Annotated in this window: 21 protein-coding genes; 16 read left to right on the forward strand and 5 right to left on the reverse strand. The window is 75.4% G+C overall.

Features of this window, described 5'->3' with window-relative positions; translation table 11 throughout:
* Positions 1-16 precede the first annotated feature (16 nt).
* Together O7627_RS09295 and O7627_RS09300 are read left to right on the forward strand one after the other, a co-directional pair.
* Positions 17-406, forward strand: a complete 390-nt coding sequence (locus O7627_RS09295) for a hypothetical protein (RefSeq protein WP_278093085.1) — start codon at positions 17-19, stop codon at positions 404-406.
* Positions 407-411: 5 nt separating this feature from the next.
* The gene (locus O7627_RS09300; protein ID WP_278093086.1) at positions 412-1,536 is read left to right on the forward strand and encodes a WXG100 family type VII secretion target; all 1,125 of its coding nucleotides are present in this window, start codon (positions 412-414) and stop codon (positions 1,534-1,536) included.
* A 117-nt stretch (positions 1,537-1,653) separates the two neighbouring features.
* Here the strand turns inward: O7627_RS09300 and O7627_RS09305 are convergent, their stop codons facing one another.
* The 4 genes from O7627_RS09305 to eccCa form a co-directional block, all read right to left on the reverse strand.
* A complete protein-coding gene (locus O7627_RS09305; protein WP_278093087.1) occupies positions 1,654-2,667 on the reverse strand; it encodes an alcohol dehydrogenase catalytic domain-containing protein in 1,014 nt (337 codons plus the stop codon).
* A 72-nt stretch (positions 2,668-2,739) separates the two neighbouring features.
* Positions 2,740-4,029: a S8 family serine peptidase gene (locus tag O7627_RS09310; protein ID WP_278093088.1), complete on the reverse strand. Its 1,290-nt coding sequence runs from the start codon at positions 4,027-4,029 to the stop codon at positions 2,740-2,742.
* The gene (locus tag O7627_RS09315; protein ID WP_278093089.1) at positions 4,026-4,724 is read right to left on the reverse strand and encodes an ATP-binding protein; all 699 of its coding nucleotides are present in this window, start codon (positions 4,722-4,724) and stop codon (positions 4,026-4,028) included. Before O7627_RS09315 ends, O7627_RS09310 begins: the two co-directional genes overlap by 4 nt.
* Before the next feature lie 209 nt (positions 4,725-4,933).
* Complete coding sequence (gene eccCa / locus O7627_RS09320) at positions 4,934-9,190, reverse strand: type VII secretion protein EccCa (protein WP_278093090.1); 4,257 nt, start codon at positions 9,188-9,190, stop codon at positions 4,934-4,936.
* Positions 9,191-9,364: 174 nt separating this feature from the next.
* Between eccCa and O7627_RS09325 the strand changes: the two genes are divergently transcribed.
* The 12 genes from O7627_RS09325 to O7627_RS09380 all read left to right on the forward strand — a co-directional run bounded on the left by O7627_RS09325 (position 9,365) and on the right by O7627_RS09380 (position 19,289).
* Entirely contained in the window at positions 9,365-9,706 is a 342-nt protein-coding gene (locus O7627_RS09325) for a type VII secretion target (protein ID WP_278093091.1), read from the forward strand.
* A 14-nt stretch (positions 9,707-9,720) separates the two neighbouring features.
* Entirely contained in the window at positions 9,721-10,620 is a 900-nt protein-coding gene (locus tag O7627_RS09330) for a hypothetical protein (RefSeq protein ID WP_278093092.1), read from the forward strand.
* A gap of 35 nt (positions 10,621-10,655) precedes the next feature.
* A complete protein-coding gene (locus O7627_RS09335) occupies positions 10,656-10,991 on the forward strand; it encodes a YbaB/EbfC family nucleoid-associated protein (RefSeq protein WP_278093093.1) in 336 nt (111 codons plus the stop codon).
* An 11-nt stretch (positions 10,992-11,002) separates the two neighbouring features.
* A complete protein-coding gene (gene eccD, locus O7627_RS09340) occupies positions 11,003-12,646 on the forward strand; it encodes a type VII secretion integral membrane protein EccD (protein ID WP_278093094.1) in 1,644 nt (547 codons plus the stop codon).
* Positions 12,647-12,735: 89 nt separating this feature from the next.
* The gene (gene eccB, locus O7627_RS09345) at positions 12,736-14,196 is read left to right on the forward strand and encodes a type VII secretion protein EccB (RefSeq protein ID WP_278093095.1); all 1,461 of its coding nucleotides are present in this window, start codon (positions 12,736-12,738) and stop codon (positions 14,194-14,196) included.
* Positions 14,197-14,333: 137 nt separating this feature from the next.
* Positions 14,334-14,978, forward strand: coding sequence for a response regulator transcription factor (locus O7627_RS09350; protein WP_278093096.1), 645 nt, complete (start codon positions 14,334-14,336; stop codon positions 14,976-14,978).
* A 79-nt stretch (positions 14,979-15,057) separates the two neighbouring features.
* Positions 15,058-15,693, forward strand: a complete 636-nt coding sequence (locus O7627_RS09355) for a sigma-70 family RNA polymerase sigma factor (protein ID WP_278093097.1) — start codon at positions 15,058-15,060, stop codon at positions 15,691-15,693.
* Positions 15,690-16,781 carry an anti-sigma factor gene (locus O7627_RS09360; RefSeq protein ID WP_278093098.1) on the forward strand — a complete coding sequence of 364 codons (1,092 nt, stop codon included), beginning with the start codon at positions 15,690-15,692 and terminating at the stop codon, positions 16,779-16,781. The genes O7627_RS09355 and O7627_RS09360 overlap by 4 nt, the downstream gene beginning before the upstream one ends.
* 163 nt (positions 16,782-16,944) lie before the next feature.
* A complete protein-coding gene (locus O7627_RS09365; RefSeq protein WP_278093099.1) occupies positions 16,945-17,622 on the forward strand; it encodes a hypothetical protein in 678 nt (225 codons plus the stop codon).
* Positions 17,623-17,749: 127 nt separating this feature from the next.
* On the forward strand, positions 17,750-18,265 hold the full coding sequence (locus O7627_RS09370) for a DUF6529 family protein (protein ID WP_278098226.1): 516 nt from the start codon (positions 17,750-17,752) through the stop codon (positions 18,263-18,265).
* Positions 18,266-18,293: 28 nt separating this feature from the next.
* The gene (locus O7627_RS09375; RefSeq protein WP_278093100.1) at positions 18,294-18,812 is read left to right on the forward strand and encodes a Rieske (2Fe-2S) protein; all 519 of its coding nucleotides are present in this window, start codon (positions 18,294-18,296) and stop codon (positions 18,810-18,812) included.
* A gap of 9 nt (positions 18,813-18,821) precedes the next feature.
* Positions 18,822-19,289: a GNAT family N-acetyltransferase gene (locus O7627_RS09380; protein ID WP_278093101.1), complete on the forward strand. Its 468-nt coding sequence runs from the start codon at positions 18,822-18,824 to the stop codon at positions 19,287-19,289.
* A 19-nt stretch (positions 19,290-19,308) separates the two neighbouring features.
* Here O7627_RS09380 and rpmB read toward each other — a convergent pair whose 3' ends face one another.
* Positions 19,309-19,500: a 50S ribosomal protein L28 gene (gene rpmB / locus O7627_RS09385; RefSeq protein WP_203899300.1), complete on the reverse strand. Its 192-nt coding sequence runs from the start codon at positions 19,498-19,500 to the stop codon at positions 19,309-19,311.
* A 241-nt stretch (positions 19,501-19,741) separates the two neighbouring features.
* On the opposite strand from rpmB, the gene O7627_RS09390 reads away from it, so the two are divergent.
* On the forward strand, positions 19,742-21,649 hold the full coding sequence (locus tag O7627_RS09390) for a DAK2 domain-containing protein (protein WP_278093102.1): 1,908 nt from the start codon (positions 19,742-19,744) through the stop codon (positions 21,647-21,649).
* A gap of 14 nt (positions 21,650-21,663) precedes the next feature.
* A complete protein-coding gene (gene recG / locus O7627_RS09395; protein ID WP_278098227.1) occupies positions 21,664-23,859 on the forward strand; it encodes an ATP-dependent DNA helicase RecG in 2,196 nt (731 codons plus the stop codon).
* Positions 23,860-24,065 lie beyond the last annotated feature (206 nt).

Consider the following 24,065-nt stretch of genomic DNA (forward strand, 5'->3'; position numbering starts at 1 on the left):
TGACCCGGAGGCAGACATGGCAACCGCCGACACCGGATCGTTCCGGGTACATCTCCAATCCCTTGTGGACTTCGCGCGGGAGCTGGAGAACCAGCTCGACGCGCTGCGGCGACCGGCCGACCGGTTGACGGTGCTCGGCGGCCGACCGCTGGCGCTCGGGCAGTTCGTGCCGGCGCTCCCGATGGCACAGCGGCACGTCGCGACCGCCGACCAGATGCAGGACCTGCTGGTCGGCGTACGACACGCGGTCGCCTTCGCGGAGGAGGTCACCCGCACCATCGCCACCGAGTACGCCCGCCACGACGAGCAGATCGCCGCCTCGTTCCGTTCCCTCGGCACCGAGGCCGTGGTTCCCACACCGGCCGGTGGCACGGTCTACGTGTCGCAGACCGTGCGGAACGGTTGACGGCCATGGACGCGACCACGACGGCGGACCGGGGCCGGCCGGTCCCGTGGACGGACTTCGCCCGCTACCCGCACGCGGACCTGATCCGGATGCTGGCGAACAGCGACCCGAACGGGGTCACCGCCGCCGGTGACCTCTGGGCGGCCGTCGGGCGTTCGCTGCACGACCGCGCCGACGACCTGGACCGCCAGCTCGCCTCGTTCAGCGACATGTGGTCCGGCGGCGCCGCCGAGCAGTACCGGACGATGATCGTGGACCTGGCCGGCGGCATCCGACGGGTGGCGGCCGCCGCCCTGCGGATCCGGGATCTGGTCTACACCGCCGGCGAGGCGCTGCGGGCGGCCTGGCTGACCATGCCCGCCGAGGGCGGCGAGGCGGCCCGCCAGCAGGCGGTGCTGGTGATGACCGAGCTGGCCCGGCGCTACCAGGAGGTCCACGAGGCGCTGCCGGCGGCGCTGAACTCGGTCTACCCACCCGGCAGCGGTCCTGGCGGACCGGCGCCGGGGCTGGGCCAGCCGGGGCTCGGCCATGTGGTCGGCCAACCGGGCCGGCCGCCGCAGTTGTTCAACCACGTCTTCACCGCCGGGATCGCCGCCGCCTCGGCCGCGCTGGGCCGGCAGTTCGTACCCGCCCGGCCGATCGTTCCGCCGCCTGCGCCGGGCACCGGTCGACCGCCGCCCGACGAGCCGCCGGCGGCCATCCCGGCACCGGTCGACCCGGTGCCCGGCTCCGATCTCGACGCGCTTGGTGGCGGCGGGATCGGCGGTGGTGGGTTCGGTGGCGGTGGGCTCGGCGGTGGCGGTGGGTCGATGGCGTTCGGCGGGGGTGCGGGGGGTGCGGCGCCGGCGGCGTACTCCGCGTTGGCGGGCGCCAGCGGCGGTGGCGCCGAAGCGGCGTCCGGGTTCGCGGGTGCCGCGGCCGGCGCGGGTGGAGCCGGGCGACCCGGCGGAATGGGCATGGTCCCGCCGATGCCGATGGGCATGATGGGCGCCGGGGACGCCGGGGCCGGATCGGGCCGCCGCATCCCGCCCTGGCTGGTCGAGACCGAGGACATCTGGGGCGAGGCCGCCATCGTCACCGCCCCGGTAATCGGCGAAGACCCCGACCCCGGCCCACCCCAGTGGCGGTAACCGATCGAGGAGCCATGATCGTGGCGCTCCGAGCCGTTGGAATCGGCCGAATTTCGCGGCTGGCTGCGCCACGATCATGGCCCCCAACCGGTGCTGTCGGCGGGGATGCGGCCTGGGTCACCGGCGGGGGTCGACCTGGATCTTTGGGCCGTTGTCGGCTCCTTGCGGGCGGTGGCCGGCGAGGACGTCGGCCACCTCGGCCAGGCCCACCGTCGCGCCCACCAGCCGGTCGACGGCCACCTGGCCGGCCGCCATCGCCTCGATCGCCCCGGCCAGCCCGGCCGATGCCGCGAGGACACCGACGATTGTGACGTCGGCCAGCACGGCCTCCCGGGTGTCGACCAGGCTCGGCCGGTCCGCCAGACCGACCAGCACGACCCGGCCGGTCGGCAGCACCCGCCGCAGCGCCAACTGTGGGACCTCGGGCGCGGTCGACGCGTTGATGACCGCGTCGTAGCGGCGGTCCGGCAACTCGTCGGCCGACCAGACCGCTGCCGCGCCGACCTGGCGGGCCAACGCCAGCCCGGCCGGATCGATCCCGATCACGTCAACCGTGGCGCCGCGGGCGAGCGCGAACTGCACCGAGAGCAGCCCCAGGGTGCCCGGCCCGAAGACACACAGCCGCTGCCCCGGGGTGAGTTGGGCCGCCTCGACGGCCCGCAGCGCGCAGCCGGCGGGCTCGACCAGCGCACCGGCCGCGTCGTCGAGCGCGTCCGGCAGCCGCCGCAGCGCGGACTCCGGCACCAACAGCCGCTCGGCCAGCGCCCCCGGCCAGTTGCCCCGGATACCGATCTCGTGCCGGTCCGGGCAGACATGGTGCCGGCCACTACGGCACATCTGGCAGCGGCCACAGCCCAGCATCGTGTCTCCGGTGACCCGCTGGCCCACCCAACCCGTATCGACCCCCGCCCCGACCGCCGAGACCGTGCCCGCCCACTCGTGGCCGGGCACGAACGGCACCACCTGTGTCCCGGCGAGCAGGTACGCCATCGAGCCGGTGAACAGCTCCACGTCGGTGCCGCACAGCCCCACCCGGGCGACGTCCACCACGACCTGGCCCTGCCCGGGCACCGGCGAGTCGACCTCGACCACCGCCGCATCCCTCGGGCCACGGATGACGAACGCGCGCACCGGAACCTCCCTACTCGCGGAGGGTCGAGTATCCGCCACCGTCGGCCGTCGAGCCGGCAGGGCGGGGCGCGGTCAGTTGCCGCGCCAGCCGCGTGCCCGGCCCCGGCGGATCACGTCGGTGCCGATCACCACCAGCGCGGCGAGCGTCAGCGCGGCCACGGCCAGCAGGGCGGTGCCACGGCCAGCGGCGCCGTCGTCGGCCGTCGCCAGGCGCACCGCCTGAGGGCTCGCGGCCGACGTCGCCGGGGCGGCGTCCACTCCCTCGGCGGCGACGGCGGCGGCCAGGTCCACCACGCCCCAGCCGAGCCGCCGGTCCCGCTGCGTTCCGGCGGCCCGGTCGGCGGTCCGGGTCACCCGGTCCAGCACCTGCCGGGCCGACAGCCCCGGCCGGTACGCCCGCACCAGCGCGACCACTCCGGCCGCGTACGCGGCGGCCATCGCGTCGTCGTCGACCGGCCAGAGGTGCCCGGCCCGGCCCGCCGGCCCGGGAGCCGGGCCGACAAGCGCCCTACCGGGTGCCGCGACATCCACCCGGTCCACTTCGGGGGTGGTCGGTGCGCCGGTGGCGTCGATCGCCGCGACCGCCAGCACCCGCTCGTCGGCGGCCGGGAACGACGCCGGTCCGCGGTTCGGATCGGGGGCGGCGACCGGCGCGACGACGACCGCGTCGGCGGCCACCGCCCGGTCGATGGCGGCGGTGAGCCCCGCGCTGCCCTCGGCGGCCGGGGTCACCACGCAGATCACCTCGGCGTCGGCGGCCACCGCGGCGTCGATCGCGTCGGCCAGCGCGCCAGGCTCGGCGGCCGGCTCGGGTGCTCCGGTGACCCGCACCGGCACGATCCGCGCCCCGGGAGCGATCCCCGCGAAGGTGGTGTCGGCGGCCGGTCGGGCGGCGATGACGCCGGCCGCGAAGGTGCCCCGGCCGTCGCAGTCCCGGCGCGGTGACTGGGCGGACGACAGCACATCGACCCCGGCGCTGACCTGGTCGGCGCCGAACTGGGGGTGCCGGGCGTCCACCCCAGTACCGACCACCGCCACCCGTACCCCGTTGCCGGTGGTCAGCGGCCAGACCTGGTCCGGCGCCAGCAACCGCTGCGGCCAGGGCGGCTGCTCGTCGTAGCCGCGAACGCCAGCGGCGCACCCGGTCGAACCGCCCTGTCCCGGAAGGGCAGCAACTGCGGGTACCACCCTCGGCAGCGCCGACGCGGCCGGTGCCGGGCCGACGGCGACGACCGCCGCCACCGCGAATGCGCCGGCCGCCAGCGCCCGCCACACCGGCCCGGTGGCCGGCTGGCACCATGTCGCGCCCGCCGACGGCAGCCGGTGTGCCGGAGCCGGCGGTCGCGGCCCTGTCCGGGTCACCGGGGGACCCAGAGTCGGACCCGGGTGCCCAGGCCGGGGGAGGACTCGACGGTGGCGGTGCCGCCGACCTGGCGCAGCCGGGCGACGATCGACTGGCGTACCCCGAAACCGGGCCGGCGCAGCGCGGAGTCGAAGCCGACGCCGTTGTCCCGGACCACCACCTCGACGCCCCGCCCGGCGCCGGCGACCCGGACCACCGCGCGCGCCACCCCGGCGTGCTTGACCACGTTGCCCAGCGCCGCCCGGACGGCGGCGCAGACCGCCTCGCGCCGGGCGTCGGTGAGCTCCGGCAGGTCCTGCGCCAGCACCGGCTCCACCCGCAGGCCGGCGGCGGCGTACTCGGCGATCACATCGGTCAACCCGGCCGCCAGGGTGCCGGGCCGGTCGCCGTCGAGCAGCTCGGCCATCACCTGCCGCAGCCGTACCGCCTGACTGCGGGCGGTGCCGCGCAGTTGCGCCACGGCCTCGGCGGGCGAGATCCGGTCCAGTTCGGAGTCGCGCGCCATCACCTCGAGGTCCTGCAGCACGGTGTCGTGCAGGGTACGCAGGATCCGGGCCCGCTCGGCGGTCAACCAGTCCGCCTGCGGTTCCGGTCCGGTCCGGCGGCCCCCGGCCAGCAGGCCGGTGACAAGCGATCCGGGCCGGCCCCATGTCGGTTGTTGGACGGCTACTTCGGCTGTGCTCCACGACGGCATCGTGCGCCTCCCCATCGGCGTCCGGTGCCGCTGCGATCCCGGCGGCACCCTCATGCCAGGCTTTCCGCACGGTCGGGTCGGATCGGTTCGCGCCCGGGCCGAACAAATTTCCCGCGCACCGCTCGGGCGGCCCCAGCCGCGCGAGCCGCCCGAGCGAGCCGAGCTGGCCGAGCGGCCCGAGCGAGCCGGGCCGCCCGAGCAGCCGGTGGTCACTCCTGCGGCGGCGGTGTCCAGGCCACCTGGACCACCGCCGCGCCGGTCCGCCGGCTCACGAACTGGCCCTGCCCGGGTGGGCGGACGCTCGGCTTCACGTCGGCGACCAGGGCGCCCTCGTCGCGCGACCCGGACAGCACCAGCCCGGGCGAGCCGAGTTCCCGCAGCCGCTGGACCACCGGCTCGTACAGTGCCCGGCCGGCGCCGCCGCTGCGGCGCGCGACGATCAGGTGCAGGCCGATGTCGCGGGCCTGCGGCAGCAGCTCCACCAGCGGCAGCAGCGGGTTGCCGCCCTGGGTGGCGACCAGGTCGTAGTCGTCGACCAGGACGAACATCTCCGGGCCGCTCCACCAGCTCCGGCGGCGTAGCTGTTCGGCGGTGACGTCCGGTCCGGGCAGCCGGGCCCGCATGCCCTGGGCGATCTCCGGCATGACGGCGGTCAGCGACGGCTCGGAGCCGGCGTAGCCGAGCAGGTGGTCGCCGCCCACCACGTCGAGCAGCCCGCGCCGGTAGTCGACCACCAGGATCGCCGCACCGGCCGGCGAGTAGCGGTCCTGGATGCCCCGGGCCAGCAGCCGCAGCAGGTTGGTCTTGCCGGACTCGGTGTCGCCGAACGCGATCAGGTGCGGGTCGGCGGCGAAGTCGACCCGGACCGGCTTGAGGTCGTGTTCGGCGATCCCGATCGGGATCGCGGTGCCGCCCGGTTCGGCCGCCGGCAGGTCCGCCGCCGGCACCAGGCGCGGCAGCAGGCGTACCGGTGGGGCCGGCTCGCCCGGCCAGGCCGCCGCCACCCGGGACACCAGGTCGGTAACCCCGCCGGCCAGGTCGTCGGCGCGTCCCACCCCGTCGAGTCGGGGCAGCGCGGTCAGGAAGTGCAGCTTCTCCTCGGTGATCCCGCGGCCGGGTTCGCCGGCCGGCACCCCGGACGCGGCCCGCCGGTCGATCGCCGAGTCGGCCGGGTCGCCCAGCCGCAGCTCGAACTGGGTGCCGAGGGTGTCGCGCAGCGCCGGGCGGACCTCCATCCAGCGGTTCACCGACAGGATCACGTGGATGCCGAACCCGAGGCCGCGCGCCGCGAGGGTGTTGACGGCCTCCTCCAGCGCCTCGAACTCCTGGCGCAGCGTCAGCCAGCCGTCGATGATCAGGAAGACGTCGCCGAACGGGCGGCCGTCCGGCCCGGCCGGCCGGTCGCGCCGGAACGCCGCCGCGGAGTCGAGGCCGAGCCGCTGGAACAGCTCCTCCCGGTCGGCCAGCAGCCCGGTCAGTTCGGCGACGATCCGCCGGCACCGTTCGGCGTCCAGCCGGGTGGCGTACCCGCTGGTGTGTGGCAGCCCGGCCAGTGCGGCGCACCCGCCGCCGGCCAGGTCCAGCACGAAGAACTGCACCTCGCGCGGGGTGTGGGTGACGGCCAGCGCGGCGGCCAGCGTACGCAGCAGGGTGGTCTTGCCGCTCTGCGGGGCGCCGACCACCACCGCGTTGCCGGCCGCCCCGGACAGGTCGGCCCAGAGCAGGTCGCGCCGCTGCTCGAACGGCTTGTCCACAATGGCCACCGGCACGGTGAGCTGCCCGTTGCCGGCCCAGCCGTCCGGCCCCAGCCCGCGCGCCGACACCGTCAGCGGCGGCAGGATCTGGTCCAGCGCGGGCGGTTCGGCCAGCGGCGGCAGCCAGATCTGGTACGCCGGCGGCCCGTGCCCGTCGAGCCGACCGAGCAGCGTCTCCATCACCGACGCGGCCTCCGCGTCCGCGTCCGGCCGCGGGGCGGCGTCCGGCGGCGGGATGGCGGCCGGCCGGGCGACGAGGTCCGCCGCCGGCCCGCCGGCCGCCGGCCCCAGACCGAAGATCACCGGGTACGACCGCAGCGTCCCCGGGGTGGCCGGGTTCCCGCCCCGCTCCGCCGGCATCGCCCCCGACACGTAGGCGGCCTTGAACCGCAGCAGCGTGCTGGTGTCGGTGCGCAGGTAGCCGCCGCCCGGCTCGGCCGGCAGCTCGTACGCGTCGGGCACGCCGAGCACCGCCCGGCTCTCCGAGGCGGAGAAGGTACGCAGCCCGACCCGGTAGCTCAGGTGGCTGTCCAGCCCGCGCAGCCGGCCCTCCTCCAGCCGCTGCGAGGCGAGCAGCAGGTGGACGGCGAGGCTGCGGCCGAGCCGGCCGATCATGACGAACAGGTCGACGAACTCGGGCCGGCTCGACAGGAGCTCGCTGAACTCGTCGATGATCACCAGCAGGGAGGGGATCGGGTCGAGGTTCGCGCCCGCCTGCCGGGCCCGCTCGTAGTCGCGGACCGAGGCGTAGTTGCCGGCCGACCGGAGCAGCTCCTGGCGGCGGACCAGCTCGCCGCGCAACGCGTCGCCCATCCGGTCCACCAGGCTCAGCTCGGCGGCCAGGTTCGTGATCACCGCGCAGGTGTGCGGCAGCGCGGTCATGCCGGCGAAGGTGGCGCCGCCCTTGAAATCGATGAGCGCGAAGTTGAGCGTCTCCGAGGAATGTGTGACGGCCAGCCCGGTGACCAGGGTGCGCAGCAGCTCACTCTTGCCGGAGCCGGTCGCCCCGATCACCAGCCCGTGCGGCCCCATCCCGCCCTCGGCCGACTCCTTGAGGTCCAGCTCCAGTGGCTGGCCCTGCGGGTCCAGGCCGATCGGGATCCGGAGCCGGTCGCGGGCCGGCCGGGGCCGCCAACTGACCGCCGGGTCGAGCGCGCGGGGGTCACCGACCCCGAGCAGGTCGACGAGGCCGAGCGCGCCGAGCGCGGGCGCGTCCCGGTGCGGCGCCGGCACGTGGTACGCGGTCAGCCGCCGGGCCATCGCCTCCGCCGAGGCCGGGTCGAGCCGGTCGACGGCACCGACCAGGGTGGTGCCGCCGGCCTTGCGGATGCCGAGCCGGCCCTGTTCGGCGACGAGTCGCAGCTCGGTCGGGCCGGCCGGGCCGGGCCGGTCGCCGATCTCGATGACGGTCACACCGGCCAGCCCCGTCCCGCCCGCCAACGCCGCCCGGACCCGCTCGTCGACCCGGCTGCCGGCCCGGCCGTCGGTGCTGTTTTCCGAACTGCCGTGGGCGCTGCCGGCGGACCGGCCGGCGGTGCCGACCGGATCGGCGGCCGGACCGTCGATGACCACCACGAGATGAGGTCGGCCGCCGCCCGGGCCGGCTCCCGTGCCCTTGCCGGTGGCCCCGCCGCCGAGGGCTGAGCCTGCCCCGAGCGCAGAGCCGCCGAACGCCGTGCCGCCTGCGCCGCCGAGCGCTGCACCACCCGCGCCGCCGAGCGCCGTGCCGCCGGCGTTGAACGCCGAGCCGCCCGCACCGCCGCCGGTGAGTGCCAGCCCGCCGCCGGTCGAGGGGCCGCCGGGGCGGAACGGCGGCCGGCCGGCGAGGTCGTCGGCCAGCAGGTCACCGAGGGATTCCAGGTCGGCGGCGTAGAGCCGCAGCGGTCCCGAGGCGTCGCGGTCGGTCGGGTGGCCGGCGTGCGGCAGCCACTTCACCCACTCCCAGTGGCCGCGCCGCTGGCCGGCGGCGCAGACGGCGATCCGCAGGTCGTCCGGGGCGCTGAAGGTGGCGAGCTGGGCGAGCATCGCCCGGGTCAGGTCCCGGCCGGTGGCCGGGTCACCGGAGATGGTGACCCGGGCGAAGGCGCGCAGCGACACCGCGACCGGCAGGTCGGCCACCGTGGCGTGGGCGCGGATGAAGTGCCGCAGCGAGGTCGAGGCGACCGGGTCCAGGTCCTCCAGCGGGGCGGTCTGCGGTGGACGCAGGGCGGTACCGAGCCGTTGCGGACCCAGTGCCACCCGTACCCGGCCGAAGTCGCCGTCACCGGCGCGGCGTTGGAACATCCGGGCCGTGCCGGCGAACTGCCACAGGTCGGCGGGGTCCGGCAGCGCCCGCAGCAGCCCGGCCCGCTGCCGGGCGGCCACCTGCCGGATGGTGCCGCGCAACCCGGCCAGGTAACGGAGGTAGTCGCGGCGCTCGTCGTTGATCTGGGCCTTCTTGGCGGCGCCGCCCCTCGACAGTGTCATCACCACCATGCCGACCATCACGACGACGAAGAGGGCGCCGAAGACGAACGTCATCACGCCGCCTGACCGTCCTATATAGACGAAGGACATGGCGCCCATGCCGAGCATCATCGGCAACATGAAGAGCAGCTGACTGGTTCCGCTGCCGGAGCCGCGGGGCAGCGCGGGCGGTGCCTGCAGGGCGATCTCGGCGGGTTGCTGGTCGGCGTACCCGGTCCGGGATCTGGGCTGACTTTCGACGGACATGGACCCTCCCCGGGCTGGCCATGGTGGACGGACCTCCCCACCGTGGCCGGTCGGCCGGGTCGGCGCCATCGGTACTTGCACGGGCCGGCCGTGGGTATTTCTGCCGTTCAACCCGGCGCACCGCGCTGCCTACGCTGCCGGCACAAGGTTTCCGACAGGGTGAGGACGGCTGCCATGTCAGCGGGTAGTGGCTACCAGGTTGGCATCGAGGAGATGCGCGGGGTGATCCGTGGCCTGATGGAGGTCACGGCCCAGATCGAGACAACGGTCGGCCAGCTGGGCGCGCTGACCATTCCGGGTGGTTGCTTCGGCGGGGTGGGTACCTCCGTCGCGACCGCGAACGCCACGGTGCAGGCCCGCAGCGCGACCACCATGGCCGCGCTCGTGGCCGCGCTGCAGGAACTCAACCGCCGGCTGACCACCACCGTCGACGGCTACGACCGGGCCGACCGGACCATCGCCGACACGCTCGGGGTGCTCGCCGCAGCGGACCGGCTGACCCAGCGGATGCGCTAGGAAGCGAGGCAACCGTGTTCCAGGTCCCCAACTCCAGCGCCATCGACGCCGCCGCGACCGGCGGCGGACCGGGCACGGTGGTGCTCCCGTCGATCGTCACCGGGCAACCGCAGTCGATCGTCACGTACGCCACGAACCTGGCCCAGCAGGTGGCGAAGCTGGCCGCGCTCTTCCAGGACGTCGACCGGGCCCGGCAGGAGCTGCGCAAGGTCTGGTCGGCCGGCTCCGCCTCCGACAACGCGGTGGAGAAACTGGTCAAGAGCGCCGAGGCGTTCAAGAAGATCTCCGACGCGGTCGAGAAGGTGATCACCGAGCTGACCTCCTCCGCGGAGCTCATCAAGATCGTGCAGGCCGCGTACCAGGCGGTGGTCCGGATGGTGAATCCGGTGGTCGCGGCGCTGCTGTCCAACCCGTACACGCAGGGCGCCGCGCGTGCCCTGGCCTCGTCCACCACGGCCGCGCTCAAGGGGTTCGTGACCTCCGTGCGGACCGCCCTGGACACCATCGGCCTGGTCAAGCTGGTGGCGGCGATCGCCGCCCTGGTGACCGTGGCCCGCGAGATCCACGGCCTGCTCTCCGGCACCCCTGCCGCGACCGCCGCCCCGGCCGCCCCACCGCCCGGCACGACCACGCCTGCCGTGACGACGCCTGGGGTGACGGCGCCTGCCGTGACGGCGCCTGCCGTGACGGCGCCTGCCGTGACGGCGCCTGGGGTGGCGGCGCCTGGGGTGGCGGCGCCTGGGGTGGCGGCGCCGGGTGTCACCGCGCCTGCTGTGCCGGCGCCGGGTGGGACCGCGCCGACCGGTACGGCGCCGACCGGTACGGCGCCCGGGCGGGGTCCCGGGGCCAACGTCTGGATCGCGGTGGACCCGAGGACCGGACTGCGGGTCTGCGGCAACTCGGCCAACCCGTGACCAGAACCCCGAGCATCAGGAAGAGGAGATCAGTGATGCAACCGCAGAACACCGACCCCCGGCAGCTCGAAGCCGCCATGAACGACCTGCTGGAGCAGGTACGCGCCAGCACCGAGCGGGTCGACGAGCTGAACCGCTCGCTGGCCACCCGCGAGATCACCGGGTACGCCGGCAACGGTGAGGTGACCGTCCGGCTGCTCGGCAACGGCCGGTTCACCGAGGTCGTCATCGATCCCGACGCGCTGCGTCGGTTCGGCGCCGAGGACGTCGGCGCGTTGGTGCTGGAAGCGGTGAACGACGGCCTGCGCCGGATGCAGGAGGCCAACCAGGCGGCGTACGCGCCGCTGATGGCCGAGTCCGGGGAGGGATGACCGTGCCCCGGATGGCTGCCGCACCGGCCGTGCCCGCCGGCGTGCCCGACGACTCGACGACAGTGCCGATCCGCATCGGCCAGATCCCCACCGTGCAGCTACCCGCCGGGCCGCTGCCCGTGGCTCAGCTGCCGGCCCCGCCGTCGCCCACTGGTGCGGTGTCCGCCGGGCCGGCCATCCCTGGGCCGGTGCCGGCCGGGCCAGTTGTCACCGCCGTGCCGGTGGCCCGGGCGGGTGGCCGGGCGGGCGGGAACGCACCGATGCCGATGCTCGGCGCGCCCCGGCGGGTAACGGTGGTCGCCCCGACCTCCCGGATCGACGTCGCGTTGCCGGCCCAGTGCACCGTGGCCGAGCTGGTGCCGATGCTTGTCGGCGTGACCGGTGCCGCCGCCGATCCGGCCGCACCCGGTCAGGGCTGGCGGCTGCGCCGGCTCGGCGGGCCGGCCTTACCACCGGAGAGCACGGTCGCCGGTGCCGAGATCCGCGACGGCGAGCTGCTGCAGCTCGTCAGCGACGGCGGTTCCGGCGGCGGACCGATCTTCGACGATCTGGTCGACGCGCTCGCCAGCGCCGTACAGGACCGGCCCGGGCGGTGGAGCGCAGCCGTCTCCCGGCGGATCGCCGCCGCCCTCGCGGCGGTCGGGTTCGCGGCGGCCGGGGTGCTGGTCACCGGCGTGGCGCCGGTCGCCGCCGCCGCGCTGGCCCTGGTGCTGCTGCTGGCCGGGGGTGCGCTGGCCCGGGCCGGGGGCCAGTCGCGGATCGGTGCCGCCGTCGCGTCCGGCGGTCTGGTGGCGGCGTTCTCGGCCGGCGCGGCGTTCGGCGGCTGGTCCGCGGGCCTCGCGCCCAGCGCCGGGACTGTCGCGCCCGGACTCGCGCCGAGCGCCGGGTCGGTCGCGGTCGGGCTCGCCGTCGCAGCCGGCTACGCCGTGCTGGCCGCCGTGCTCGTCGCCGATCAGGTCGCCTGGTTCGCCGCCACCGCGGGTGCCGCCGCCGGCGGCAGCGCGATCGCCGTGACGGTGCTGCTTGCCGGGGTGTCGCCGGTGGCCGCCGCCGCCGTCGCGGTGGTCGTCGTGCTGGTCGTCAGCCCGGCGTTCCCGCAGCTCGCACTGCGGCTGGCCCGGTTGCCGCTGCCGCGGATCCCGGCGGACGTCGCGGCGTTCCGGGCCGACGAGGAGCCGACCCCGGGGGACCGGGTCGCCGACCGTGCCCGGGTCGCCGAGACCGCGCTGACCGCGATGCTGGCCGGGATGTCCGCGATCGTGGTCGGCTGCGCCGCGGCGCTGCTGCCCACCGGTAACCGCTGGGCCTGGCTGCTGGTCGGCTGCTGCGGGCTGGGCATGTGGCTGCGGTCCCGGGCGTACCTGAGCATCGGCCAGCGCTGCGCGGTGCTGGCCGGCGCGGCCCTGGCCCTGGCCGGCACCGGGCTGCGGCTGCTCGCCGCGGAGGGCGGCACGTTCCGGCTCTGGGTGTTGGCAGCGGTGCTCGCGGTCGCGGTGGTGGCGGTCGTGCACGCCATCCGGGTCGTCGGCCCGGCCCGCTCGCCGTACGGGCAGCGGCTGCTCGACGTCCTCGAATTCTGCTGCCTGGCCGCCCTGGTCCCGGTGGCGCTCGCCGTGCTCGGCGTCTACCCGGCGGTCCGCGGGCTCGGCGGCTGATCAACAAAAGTTTTCCGGCCGGCGCGAACCGATCGCGGGGCCGGACGCGAAGTACCTGACGAGACAGCACCGGCATCGTGGAGCGAGCCATGTGGACCCAGCGGGACCAGCTTCAGGCGTACCAGTTCCTCCGGCGGCGGATCGTGTCGGCGCTGCAGTTCGGCGACGCCAACCACCCGGCCGCGCCGGCCCGGCGGGTCCTGGTCGGCACGGCCGTCGGACTCGGCTGCGCGTTGCTCGTCACCGCCGGCTTCGGGATCTACGGCCTGTTCCGCCCCGGCAACAACGACAGCTGGCGGGAGGCGGGCCGGGTGGTGATCGAGAAGGAGTCCGGCGCCAGCTACGTGCTGGGCGAGGACGGGCGGCTGCACCCGGTGCTGAACTACGCGTCGGCGCGGCTGCTCGCCGGTGCCGGGGCGCGCACCGTGTCGGTCTCCGCCCGGTCGCTGGCCGGCGCGCCGCGCGGCCTGCCGCTGGGCATCCCGGGCGCGCCCACCTCGCTGCCGGCCCGCGACGCGCTGCTCACCGACGCCTGGTCGGTCTGCTCGTCCCGGCCGGCCGGCAGCGCCGAGGCGACCCCACCCAGCACCACCGTGACGGTCGGCGCCGCCGTCGCCGGCACCGACCTCGTCCCCGGCCAGGCGGTGCTCGTCCAGGCCGGCGACGTCTCGTACGCGATCACCGACGGCCGGCGGTTGCGGCTGCGCGGCGCGGCCGTCGCGGTTGCACTCGGCTACGACGGTGCCGCGCCGGTGCCGGTGACCGAATCCTGGGTGAACGCCATCCCGCCCGGTCCCGACCTGGCGCTGATCGAGGTCGCCGACAGCGGCGGGCGGGGACCCCGGCTCGGCGACCGGCGGACCACCGTCGGGCAGGTCCTGGTGGTGGCCAGCACCGTCCGCGACGAGCAGCGTTTCTATCTGGTACGCCCCGACGGGCTCGCCCCGATCACCGGCACCGAGGCCGAGCTGATCCTGAACAACAAGGCCAACCGGGCGGCGTACCCGGACGGGCCGCCGGCCGCCATCCCGGTCGCCGCGGCGGACGTGGCCGGAGTGGACGTGGCCGGGCCCCCGGCCGCCACCGGGGCAGCCGGGGTGGGGACAACCGGGGCGACGCGGGCCGGCGACGGCCTGCCGGTGGCCGTACCGGCGCTGGTGGCCCTGCCCGCCGGTCAGCCGGCGCTCTGCGCGGTGCGCCGGGAGGCGACCACCTCGGTCCGCGTCTCCGCCGGGCCGCCGGTGGCCGGCGGCGGCCGGCCGGTCCCGGTCGCCCGCGGTACGCGCGACGCCCGCACCGCCGACTTCGTGCAGGTGCCGCCCGGCGCCGGGGTGCTGGTGGCCGAGCGGCAGTCGGCCACCGCCGAGACCGGCACCACCTATCTCGTCACCGACCAGGGGATGCGGTTCCCGCTCGGCGGCCCCGACGACGTGGCCGCGCTCGGCTACGACGGCGAACAGCCGGTACCGGTGGCCGCGGCGCTGCTGGCGCTGCTGCCCACCGGCACCCTGCTGGACGCCGCCTCGGCCCGCCAGGCGGTGGCGCCATGACCCTGACCCGATCCGCTGCGACCTCACCGGAGGCCACCGAGATGACGACTTCCACGCCCGCGACGCCCGCCCAGCCGGTGTCTGCCCAGCCCGTGTCTGCCCAGCCGATGCCCGCCCGGCCGGTGTCCGGCCAGCCGATGTCCGGCCCCGCGGTCGAGGTGTCGGTGGTCGAGGACCACCCGCTCTACCGGGCCGCGCTGGTCGGCTCACTCACGGAGACGCCCGGTGTCCGGGTCGGCGCCGCCGCCCGGTCGGTGGAGGAGTTCCTGGCCTACCGCCGGCCGGCCGGCACGGTGGTGCTGCTCGACCTCTCGCTACCCGGCGTACGCGGTGCGGCGGCGGTGCTCACCGTCGTGGAACGCGGCCACCGGGTGCTGGTGGTCTCCGCCCAGTCCGGCCGCGACGACGTGCTCTCGGCCATCGCGGCGGGGGCGAAGGGCTACCTGACCAAGGCGGCCGACGGCGACGAGGTGATCCGGGCGATCCGGACGGTCAGCACCGGTGGCACGTACGTGTCGCCGACCCTGGCCTCGATCCTGCTGGATTCCGCGAGCCGCCGGCAGGCCGGGCCCCGGCTCGCGCTCACCGCCCGGGAACGGCAGGTGTTGTCGCTGCTGGCGGCGGGGGAGCGGGATGTCGACATCGCCCGCGCGCTGTCGGTGAGCGTCCGCACCATCCGTTCCCACCTGGACCGGATCCGGGAGAAGACCGGGCGCCGGCGCCGCCCGGAGCTGACCCGGCTCGCCATCGAGGAGGGGATCGTCATGGCCGGCATCCGATGATCATTCACGCCACGCCGGCCGGCCGACCCGCGGTAGGTGGTGGTGTCCATTGCAGACGCCATCTACCATGCCGAATATCATGGATGATTCGGACCTGGCGTCGCGGTTCGCCGCCGGTGGCGACGACGCCTTCCGGTCGGTCTTCGCGACCTTCAAGGGACCGGTGTTCGGCATCGCGCTGCACGTGCTGGCCGACCCGGGGCTGGCCGAGGAGGCCGTCCAGATGGCGTTCCTCGGGGTGTGGCGCAGCCGGGCGCGGTTCGACCCGGAACGCAGCCTCAGCGCCTGGATCTTCGGCATCACCCGCAAGGCCGCGATCGACATCTTCCGGCGCGAGCGGCGGGCCCCGGCCACCGTGGACGCACCCGTCGAACAGGCGGTCGAGGCGTTCTCGGTGGAACGGCTCTGGGAGGCGTGGGAGGTCCGCCGGGCGATCGAGTCACTGCCCGCCGACGAGGCGGATGTGATGCGGTTGGTCCACTACTATCAGATGACGCACAGCGAGGCGGCCACCCACCTCGGGGTGCCGGTGGGCACCATCAAGTCGCGGTCGCACCGGGCTCACCGGCGACTCGCGGAGGCGCTCGGCCACCTCCTCGACAACCCCGGCGCGACAGCGCCGGCCGACGCCGGCGGAGGCGACCCCGCCGCCGGCCGGAGCGAGACCCAGGATCCTGACGAGATGTCGGCCGAGCCGGCCGGAGGGCGCAGATGAGCAGCGAAGACGTGGTGGGACGGCGAGCGGCCGCGCTCGCGTTCCCGACGCCTGCCGCGCCGGCGCCCCGGGCCGGTGAACCGACCGCTGGCGACCCGACCGCTGGCGACCCGGAGGCCGACCTGGCCGCCGCCGAGCGGGAGACCGTGCTGCGGGTGCGCCGGATGCTCGCCCACCCGGCCACCTGGACCGTCCCGCCCGACCTGGCGATGCCCGCGATCCCCGACCTGGCCATGCCAGCCATCCCCGACCCGGCGACGCCCGCCATCCCCGACCCGGTGGCATCCGAGCCGGCAACCGGCGGTCCGGCGGCCGAGCCGACTGGCGACGAACTCGCTGGCCACGCGTCGTCGGGCACCCCGACAGCGGCAGTGTCCGAGCCGGGCGATCCTGCCTCGGCCGACCTGGCGACCGGTGGCGGGACCGAGTCGAGGACCGGCGCGGACGAAGTGGCCGACGTCGATGGGGTGGCCGACGCGGACGGGGTAACCGCTGCGGACGGGGTAGCCGGCGCGGACGAAGCGGCCGGCGTTGGCGGGGCGGCCGGCGTTGGCGACGCCGGCGGGGCGGCTGTGGGCGTACCCGGTCGGGTGGTGGGGGCGCGGGCGCCGCACCCGGTCTCGGTGGCCCGGCCGCGCGGACGGCGGCGTCGGCGGCCGCTGTGGGCGTTGGGTGCGGCTACCGCGATGGCCGCGGCGGTCCTGCTGGTGATCTGGCTGGTGCCCGGGACGACCCCGGCGCCGGCCCCGACACCGAACACGGTCCGGTTGGCCCTCACCGGCACCGGTACGGCGCCCGGGGCGAGCGCGAACGTGGTCGCCACCGAGGAGGGCGCCGGTTGGAAGCTGGCCCTGGACATCTCCCAGCTGCCGCCGGCCGCCGAGGGGACGTACTACGAGGGTTGGCTGGCCGGGCCGGACCTGGTGGTGCCGCTGGGCACCTTCCACATGGACAATCCGGGTTCGGTCGGGCTCTGGTCCGGCCTGCCGCTGCGCGGCTTCGACCAGGTGGTCGTCACCGTGCAGCAGGTCGGCGGCGAACTCGGGCCGGGCGAACCGGTGCTGGCCGGGGACATACCACCCCAATAGTCCATCGATCACAGCAAAAGTCCGCCATGATCGGTCCCAGTTATCGGTATTTCGCCGCGAGCGTGAACCGAATCCCCGGATCAGCCGAATTCCTTGGTAGGGCCACCGTCGGTGAGCCAACCGGGAGGAAGCGATGAAACGCTGGGGACCCATCGGCACACTCTTGACCGGATTCGCGGTCGCGGCGGTGCTGATCGTGTTGAACATGCGGATCGGACCGGGTACCGAACCGGTGGCGAACGCCGCGGCAAACCAGCCGGCGGCGCAGGCCAGCGCCACCGCGCCCGCGCCGCCCCCGGAGGTGGCCGCGCCGCCCGCCGACCTGGCCGCCCCGCCCAGCGCCGAACCGACCCCCGCCCCCACCACGGCCGCGCCGCTGAACGTCACCTGGGCCGGCCGGGTCGACGGCGGCGGCGCCACCATCGCCATCTCCGCCAAGGGGGACCAGGCTGTGGCGTACATCTGTGACGGCAAGAAGGTCGAGGCCTGGCTCAAGGGCACCGCGGTCGACGGGCGGCTGGAACTGACCGGCAAGGACGGGGCCGAGCTGACCGGCAGCTACGACGGCGACCGGGCCGAGGGCGAGGTCAGCGTCGGCGACCGGAGCTTCACCTTCGACGTGGCGGCGACCAAGAAGCCGTCCGGCCTCTACCGCGCCACCGCCGACGTCCGTGGCGCCCGGATCGTGGGCGGCTGGATCGTGCTCCCCGACGGCACCCAGGTCGGACTCGCCACCGTGGCCGGCAAGGTGACTGCGGTGTCCACGTTGGACACGACCTCCGGCGGCGCCGAGGTCGGCGGTACGCCGGTGACCGGGGTGCCGGTCGACGGCCGGTTCTGAGGTGGTAACCCAGGTGAACCTCGGCGGTGATCCGGCCGACACCGTGCCGGTCGAGGAGCGCACCGACCAACCGGCTGGTGCCGATCCCGCCGGCCGGCGGCCGGCGGCGACCGCCGGGACGTGGGCGCTGCTGGTGCCGACCCTGCTCGGCTCGGCGGTCGCCGTCGGGCTGGGCGTCTACGGCCGGCTGCACGAGCCGACGAACATCGCGGTGAACGTCGCCGGCTTCTCCAGCCCGCTGACCGTGAAGGTGTGGCTGGGCACCGGGTCGGCGGTGCTGGCCATGATCCAGTTGCTCTCCGCGCTGGCGATGTGGGGCCGGCTGCCCGGATTCTCCGCCGGGAAGGGAACGGCCGCCCTGCACCGCTGGTCGGGCCGGGTCGCCTTCCTGCTGGCCGTACCGGTCGCCGTGCACTGCCTGTACGCGCTGGGCTTCCAGTCCTACGACACCCGCACCCTGCTGCACTCGCTGGCCGGCTGCCTCTTCTTCGGGGTGTTCACCATGAAGATGCTGCTGCTGCCGAAGCGCGGCCTGGCCGGCTGGGTGCTGCCGGTGGTCGGCGGACTGGTCTTCACCACCCTGGTGGGCGTCTGGCTGACCTCGTCGGTGTGGTTCTTCAGCACCGCGGGCTTCCAGTTCTGATGGTTCCGACGAGCGAAAGGTTGGGCCGATGGACGACGATCAGACGCGAGCCGTACCGGCGCAGTGCCACCCGCGGACCTGCGCTGACCGGCGTACGGTGCTGGCGGCGGCCGGCGCGGTCGGGGTGACCGCCGCGCTTGCCGGTTGCCAGGTGTACGGCACCCCGCAGCCGGCGGCACCGCCACCCGAGTCGGTCCCACAGCTCGAACCGGGCGCTCCCTCGGCCGGCGCTCCCTCGGCCGGCGCCGCGGCCGGGCCGGTCCTGGCCCGGCTCGCCGACCTGCCGGTCGGTGGCGGCAAGATCTTTGCGGACCAGAAGGTGGTGCTCACCCAGCCGGAGCCCGGCACCGTGCGCGCCTTCTCCAGTGTCTGCACCCACCAGGGCTGCGCGGTGAGTGAGATCGCCGACGGCACCATCAACTGCACCTGCCACGGCAGCAGCTTCAGCGTCGGTGACGGTTCGGTGACCGGTGGACCGGCCGGCCAGCCGCTGCCAGCGGTCCAGATCACGGTCGACGGCGAGGAGATCCGGCTGGCCGGGCCGTAGGCTCGGACCGTGACGGATCTGGAAATCAGGGTGGTGGGCTACGACTCGCCGGTGGCCCGGAAACTGGTGGTCGACGCGCTCGCCGACCTGGGCCGCCGGTACGGCGGCAGCGGCGACGACACTCCGGTGGACCCCGGCCAGTTCCAACCACCCAGCGGCGCGTTCCTGGTGGCGTACCTGGACGGGGCGGCGGTCGGCTGCGCCGGCTGGCGCAGCCACGGCGATGGCGACGAGACGGCCGAACTCAAGCGGATGTACACCGCGCCGACGGTTCGCGGTCGGGGCGTGGCCCGCCGACTGCTCGGCGCTGTCGAGCGGTCCGCCCGGGAACACGGCCGCAAGCGGCTGATCCTGGAGTGCGGCGACCGGCAGCCCGAGGCCATCGCGCTCTACCGGAGCTGCGGCTATGAGCTGATCGAGAACTTCGGCTACTACCGGGACGAGCCCGGAGTGCTCTCCTTCGGCCGGCTCCTCTGAGCCGGCCGGGCGGGACCGCTCAGGCGCGGGTGACCTTGCCAGCCTTGATGCAGGAGGTGCAGACCTTCAGCTTGCGGGTCGTGCCGCCGCCGGCCGGGGTGCGCACCGACTGGATGTTCGGGTTCCAGCGGCGGTTGGTCCGCCGGTGCGAGTGGGACACGTTGTGACCGAAGCCCGGCCCCTTGCCACAGACGTCGCACACGCTAGCCACGGGATACTCCTGGATTGATCGATCGTGAGGTCGCCGGCGGGTGTCGCCCGGACAACCTGGCCAGGTTACCCGATCCGCACCGCGCCCGGCCAATCGCCTCCCACCGACCGCCCGCGTGGGCGGCGCCGGGGGCTTGCGTCGGCGGTCGTCGGGTGTTCGGGGCACCGGCTCGGCGGCTGGTGATCTTCGGGTGGTGTGGCGTTGGGAGCGGGTGTCGGGCGGCGCCAGTAGGCTTCTGGCCGTGCTGGAGACCCTCGACGCCGCCGCCGTACGGCGTTGGTGCGCGAGCGGGCTCGCGGCGCTGAAGCGGCACCAGGGCGAGATCGACGCGTTGAACGTGTACCCGGTCCCGGACGGCGACACCGGGACGAATCTGGTACTCACCCTGACCTCGGCCCAACAGGCGCTCGCGCTCGACCTGGACAACTCGCCCGAGGACTCGCCGACCGAGACAGTCACGCCGCACGGGCGGGTGCTGCGGCTGATGGCCCGCGGCGCGCTGCTCGGGGCGCGCGGCAACTCCGGCGTGATCGTCTCTCAGGTGCTGCGCGGCCTCGCCGACGGCCTGGCCGGCACCACCGCCGTGCGCGGACGGGCGCTGGCCGGCGCGCTGCGGGTGGCCACCGACGCGGCGTACGCGGCGGTCGCCAGGCCGGTCGAGGGGACCGTGCTGACCGTGATCTCGGCCGCCGCGGCGGCCGCCGAACGGGCCGGCACCGACGACCTGGCGAGGGTGATCCGGGTCGCCGCCCGGGCCGCGACCGAGGCGTTGGCGCGTACCCCCGAGCAGTTGCCGCTGCTGGCCCGGGCCGGGGTGGTCGACGCCGGGGGGCGCGGCTTCTGCGTGCTGATCGACGCGCTGGCCGAGGTGGTCACCGGCGAGGTGGTCCGCCGGCCGGCCGCCGCGCCACCGTCGGCCCGCCCGCCCGTCACGACCGTCCGGGAGACCGGCTCCAGCGAGTACGCGTACGAGGTGCAGTTCCTGCTCGACGCCGACCCGGCGGCGGTGGACCGGCTGCGGGAGACCCTGGGTGGGCTGGGTGACTCGCTGGTGGTGGTCGGTGGTGGTGGCGCCAGACCCGGCGAGCCGGCCACCTGGAACGTGCATGTGCACGTCAACGACGTCGGCGCGGCCGTCGAGGCCGGGGTCGAGGCCGGGCAGCCGTACCAGATCTCGGTGACCCGCTTCGCCGACCAGGACGATCGGCCGCCCGCCGTCGCTGGCGGGGCTGGGCTGGGTGGCGCCGCCGGGGAGGGTGGCGCGGTCGGGCTGGCTGGCGCGGCCGGGTTGGGTGACGCGGCCGGGTTGGGTGGCGCGGCCGGGTTGGGTGGCGCGGCCGGGTTGGGTGGCGCGGCCGGGTTGGGTGGCGCGGCCGGTGCGGCGGAGGCACGCATCGCCTCGGCCGGTGTCGCGGGCGCGGGCGCGACCTGGGCCGGTGCCGCGCCGGAGACGGGCTCGGCGCTGCCCGCCGGGGTCGGGGTCGGCGCGGCCGGAGCTCCGTCCCGGTCTGCGGTCGTGGTCGCCGCCGGTGCCGGGCTGGCCGCGTTGTTCGCGGCCGAGGGCGCCGCGGTGCTGGCCGGCAACCCGTCCACCGGCGAGCTGCTCGACGCGATCCGGTCGACCGGTGCCGGCCAGGTCGTGGTGCTGCCCAACGACGTGAACACCCAGGCGGTGGCGCGGGCGGCGGGCCGCGAGGCGCAGCGCCACGGCGTACAGGTGAGCGTCGTGCCGACCAGGTCGCCGGTGCAGGCGCTCGCCGCGCTCGCGGTCCGGGACCCGGCCCGGGGGTTCGAGGACGACGTGATCGCGATGGCCGAGGCGGCGGGGGCGTGCCGCTCCGCCGAGGTCTGCTACGCCTCCCGGGAGGCGTTGACGGTGGCCGGACCCTGCCAGCCGGGTGATGTGCTGGCCCTGGTCGAGGGTGAGGTTCATCTGATCGGCACGGACCTGGTCGAGACCTGCCGGTCGCTGCTGGACGGCATGCTCGGCGGCGGCGGTGAGCTGGTCACCCTGCTGGTCGGCGCGGACGCCCCGGCCGGCCTCGGCGACGCCATCCGGGACCACCTGGCCCGCCGCTGGCCGTTCGTGGAGGCCCACCACTACCCCGGCGGGCAGCCGCACTATCCGTTGCTGGTGGGTGTGGAGTGACCGAACCGTCCACGATGGAGACGCCGTTGGCGAAGGTGGTCGGGGAGAAGACCGCCAAGGCACTCGCCGGGCATCTCGACCTGCACACGGTCGGCGATCTGATCTACCACTTCCCACGACGCTACGACGAACGCGGCGAGCACACCGACATCCGGTCGCTGACGGTGGGGGAGCAGGTCACGGTCCTGGGTCAGGTGCGGCGTACCAACCTGCGGCCGATGCGGCAGCGCCGGGGCAACCTACTGGAGGTGCTGGTCGAGGACGGCTCGGGCGGGGTGTTGACGCTCACCTTCTTCGGCCGGCAGGCGTGGCGGGAGAAGGAGCTGCGGCCCGGCCGGTGGGGGCTGTTCGCCGGCAAGGTCACCGAGTTCCGCAACCAGCGCCAGCTCAACGGCCCGGAGTACGTGCTGCTCGGCGGCGGGCCGGACGACGCGCCGGGCGAGGCCGCCGCCAACGGCGAGATCGAGGAGTTCGCCGGGGCGTTGATCCCGGTCTACCCGGCGGCGGCCGCCGTGCCGACCTGGGTGATCGCCCGGTGCGTACGGGTGGCGCTGGACACGTTGACCCCGCCCGAGGACCCGCTGCCGGCGACCGTGCGGGCCCAGCGGAAGCTCATCGGCCTGGACACCGCGCTGCGGGAGATCCACCGGCCGTCCAGCCGGGAGGACCTGTACCGGGCCCGGCACCGGCTGAAGTGGGACGAGGCGTTCGCCGTCCAGCTGACCCTGGTGCAGCGGAAGGTGCGGGCGGCGTCGTGGCCGGCCCGGCCCCGGCCGCGCCGTGCCGACGGGCTGCTGGCGACCTTCGACGGCCGGCTGCCGTACGAGCTGACCGCCGGCCAGCGGAGGGTCGGCGAGGAGGTGGCCACCGACCTGGCCACCGCGCACCCGATGCACCGGCTGCTGCAGGGCGAGGTCGGTTCCGGCAAGACGGTCTGTGCGCTGCGGGCGATGCTGCAGGTGGTGGATGCGGGCGGGCAGGCGGCGTTGTTGGCGCCGACCGAGGTGCTCGCCGCCCAGCACCACCGCGGCATCCTGGACCTGCTCGGACCACTGGGCCGGGCCGGCGAGCTGGACGGCGACGCCGGCGGCACCCGGACCGCGCTGGTCACCGGCTCGCTCGGCGCGGCCGCGCGGCGGGCGGCGCTGGCGGAGGTGGCGGCCGGGCGCGCCGGCATCGTGGTGGGCACGCACGCCCTGCTGTACGAGGGGGTCGACTTCGCCGACCTGGGGCTGGTGGTTGTCGACGAGCAGCACCGGTTCGGGGTGGAGCAGCGGGACGCGCTGCGGGCCAAGGCGGAACAGCCGCCGCACGTGCTGGTGATGACCGCCACCCCGATTCCCCGGACGGTGGCGATGACCGTCTACGGCGACCTGGAGATCTCCACCCTGACCGAGCTGCCGCGCGGGCGCTCCCCGATCGCCTCGCACGTGGTGCCGGCGGCGGAGAAGCCGGCATTCCTGGAGCGGGCCTGGCGCCGGCTGCGCGAGGAGGTCCAGGCCGGACATCAGGCGTACGTGGTCTGCCCGCGGATCGGCGACGGCGCTTCGACCGCCGGTGGGGAGGAGGCGGGCGGCCCCGGCGAGGACGGCCGCCGGCCACCGCTGGCGGTGACCGAGGTGGCGCCGCTGCTGGTCGACGGCCCGCTGCACGGGCTGCGGATCGAGGTGCTGCACGGCCGGTTGCCGGCCGACGAGAAGGACCGGGTGATGCGGTCGTTCGCGGCCGGCGCCATCGATGTGCTGGTGGCCACGACGGTGGTCGAGGTCGGGGTCGACGTGCCGAACGCCACCGTGATGATCGTGCTGGACGCCGACCGGTTCGGCGTATCCCAACTGCACCAGCTCCGTGGCCGGGTCGGTCGGGGCGCGGCCGCCGGGCTCTGCCTGCTGGTCACCGAGGCCGCCGAGGGTACGCCGGCCCGTGAGCGACTGGCCGCGGTGGCCTCGACCACCGACGGTTTCCGCCTGGCCGAGCTTGATCTGGAGCAGCGCCGCGAGGGTGACGTGCTCGGCGCCAGCCAGTCCGGCCGCCGCTCCCACCTGCGGCTGCTCTCCCTGCTGCGCGACACCGAGCTGATCCGCGACGCCCGGGCCGAGGCGATCGCCCTGGTCGACGAGGACCCGGAGCTGGACCGCCATCCGGCCCTGGCCGCGTCGGTGGCCGCGCTCGTAGACGAGGAACGCGCGGAGTACCTGGAGAAGGGCTGACCCACCCTCTTCCCAGATTCCCGGACGATCGGGCCGGCGGGGCGTAGATCGGCTGGCAGGGAGTTGATCGGGCTGGCAGGGCGTGGGCCGAGCATGCGGGGCGTCGATCGGGCTGGCAGGGCGTGGGCCGAGCCTGCAGGGCGTCGATCGGGCCGGCGGGTGTGGGCCGAGCATGCGGGGCGTCGATGGGGCCGGCGGGTGTGGGC

It is taken from the genome of Solwaraspora sp. WMMD1047 (assembly GCF_029626155.1).
Lineage (GTDB): Bacteria > Actinomycetota > Actinomycetes > Mycobacteriales > Micromonosporaceae > WMMD1047.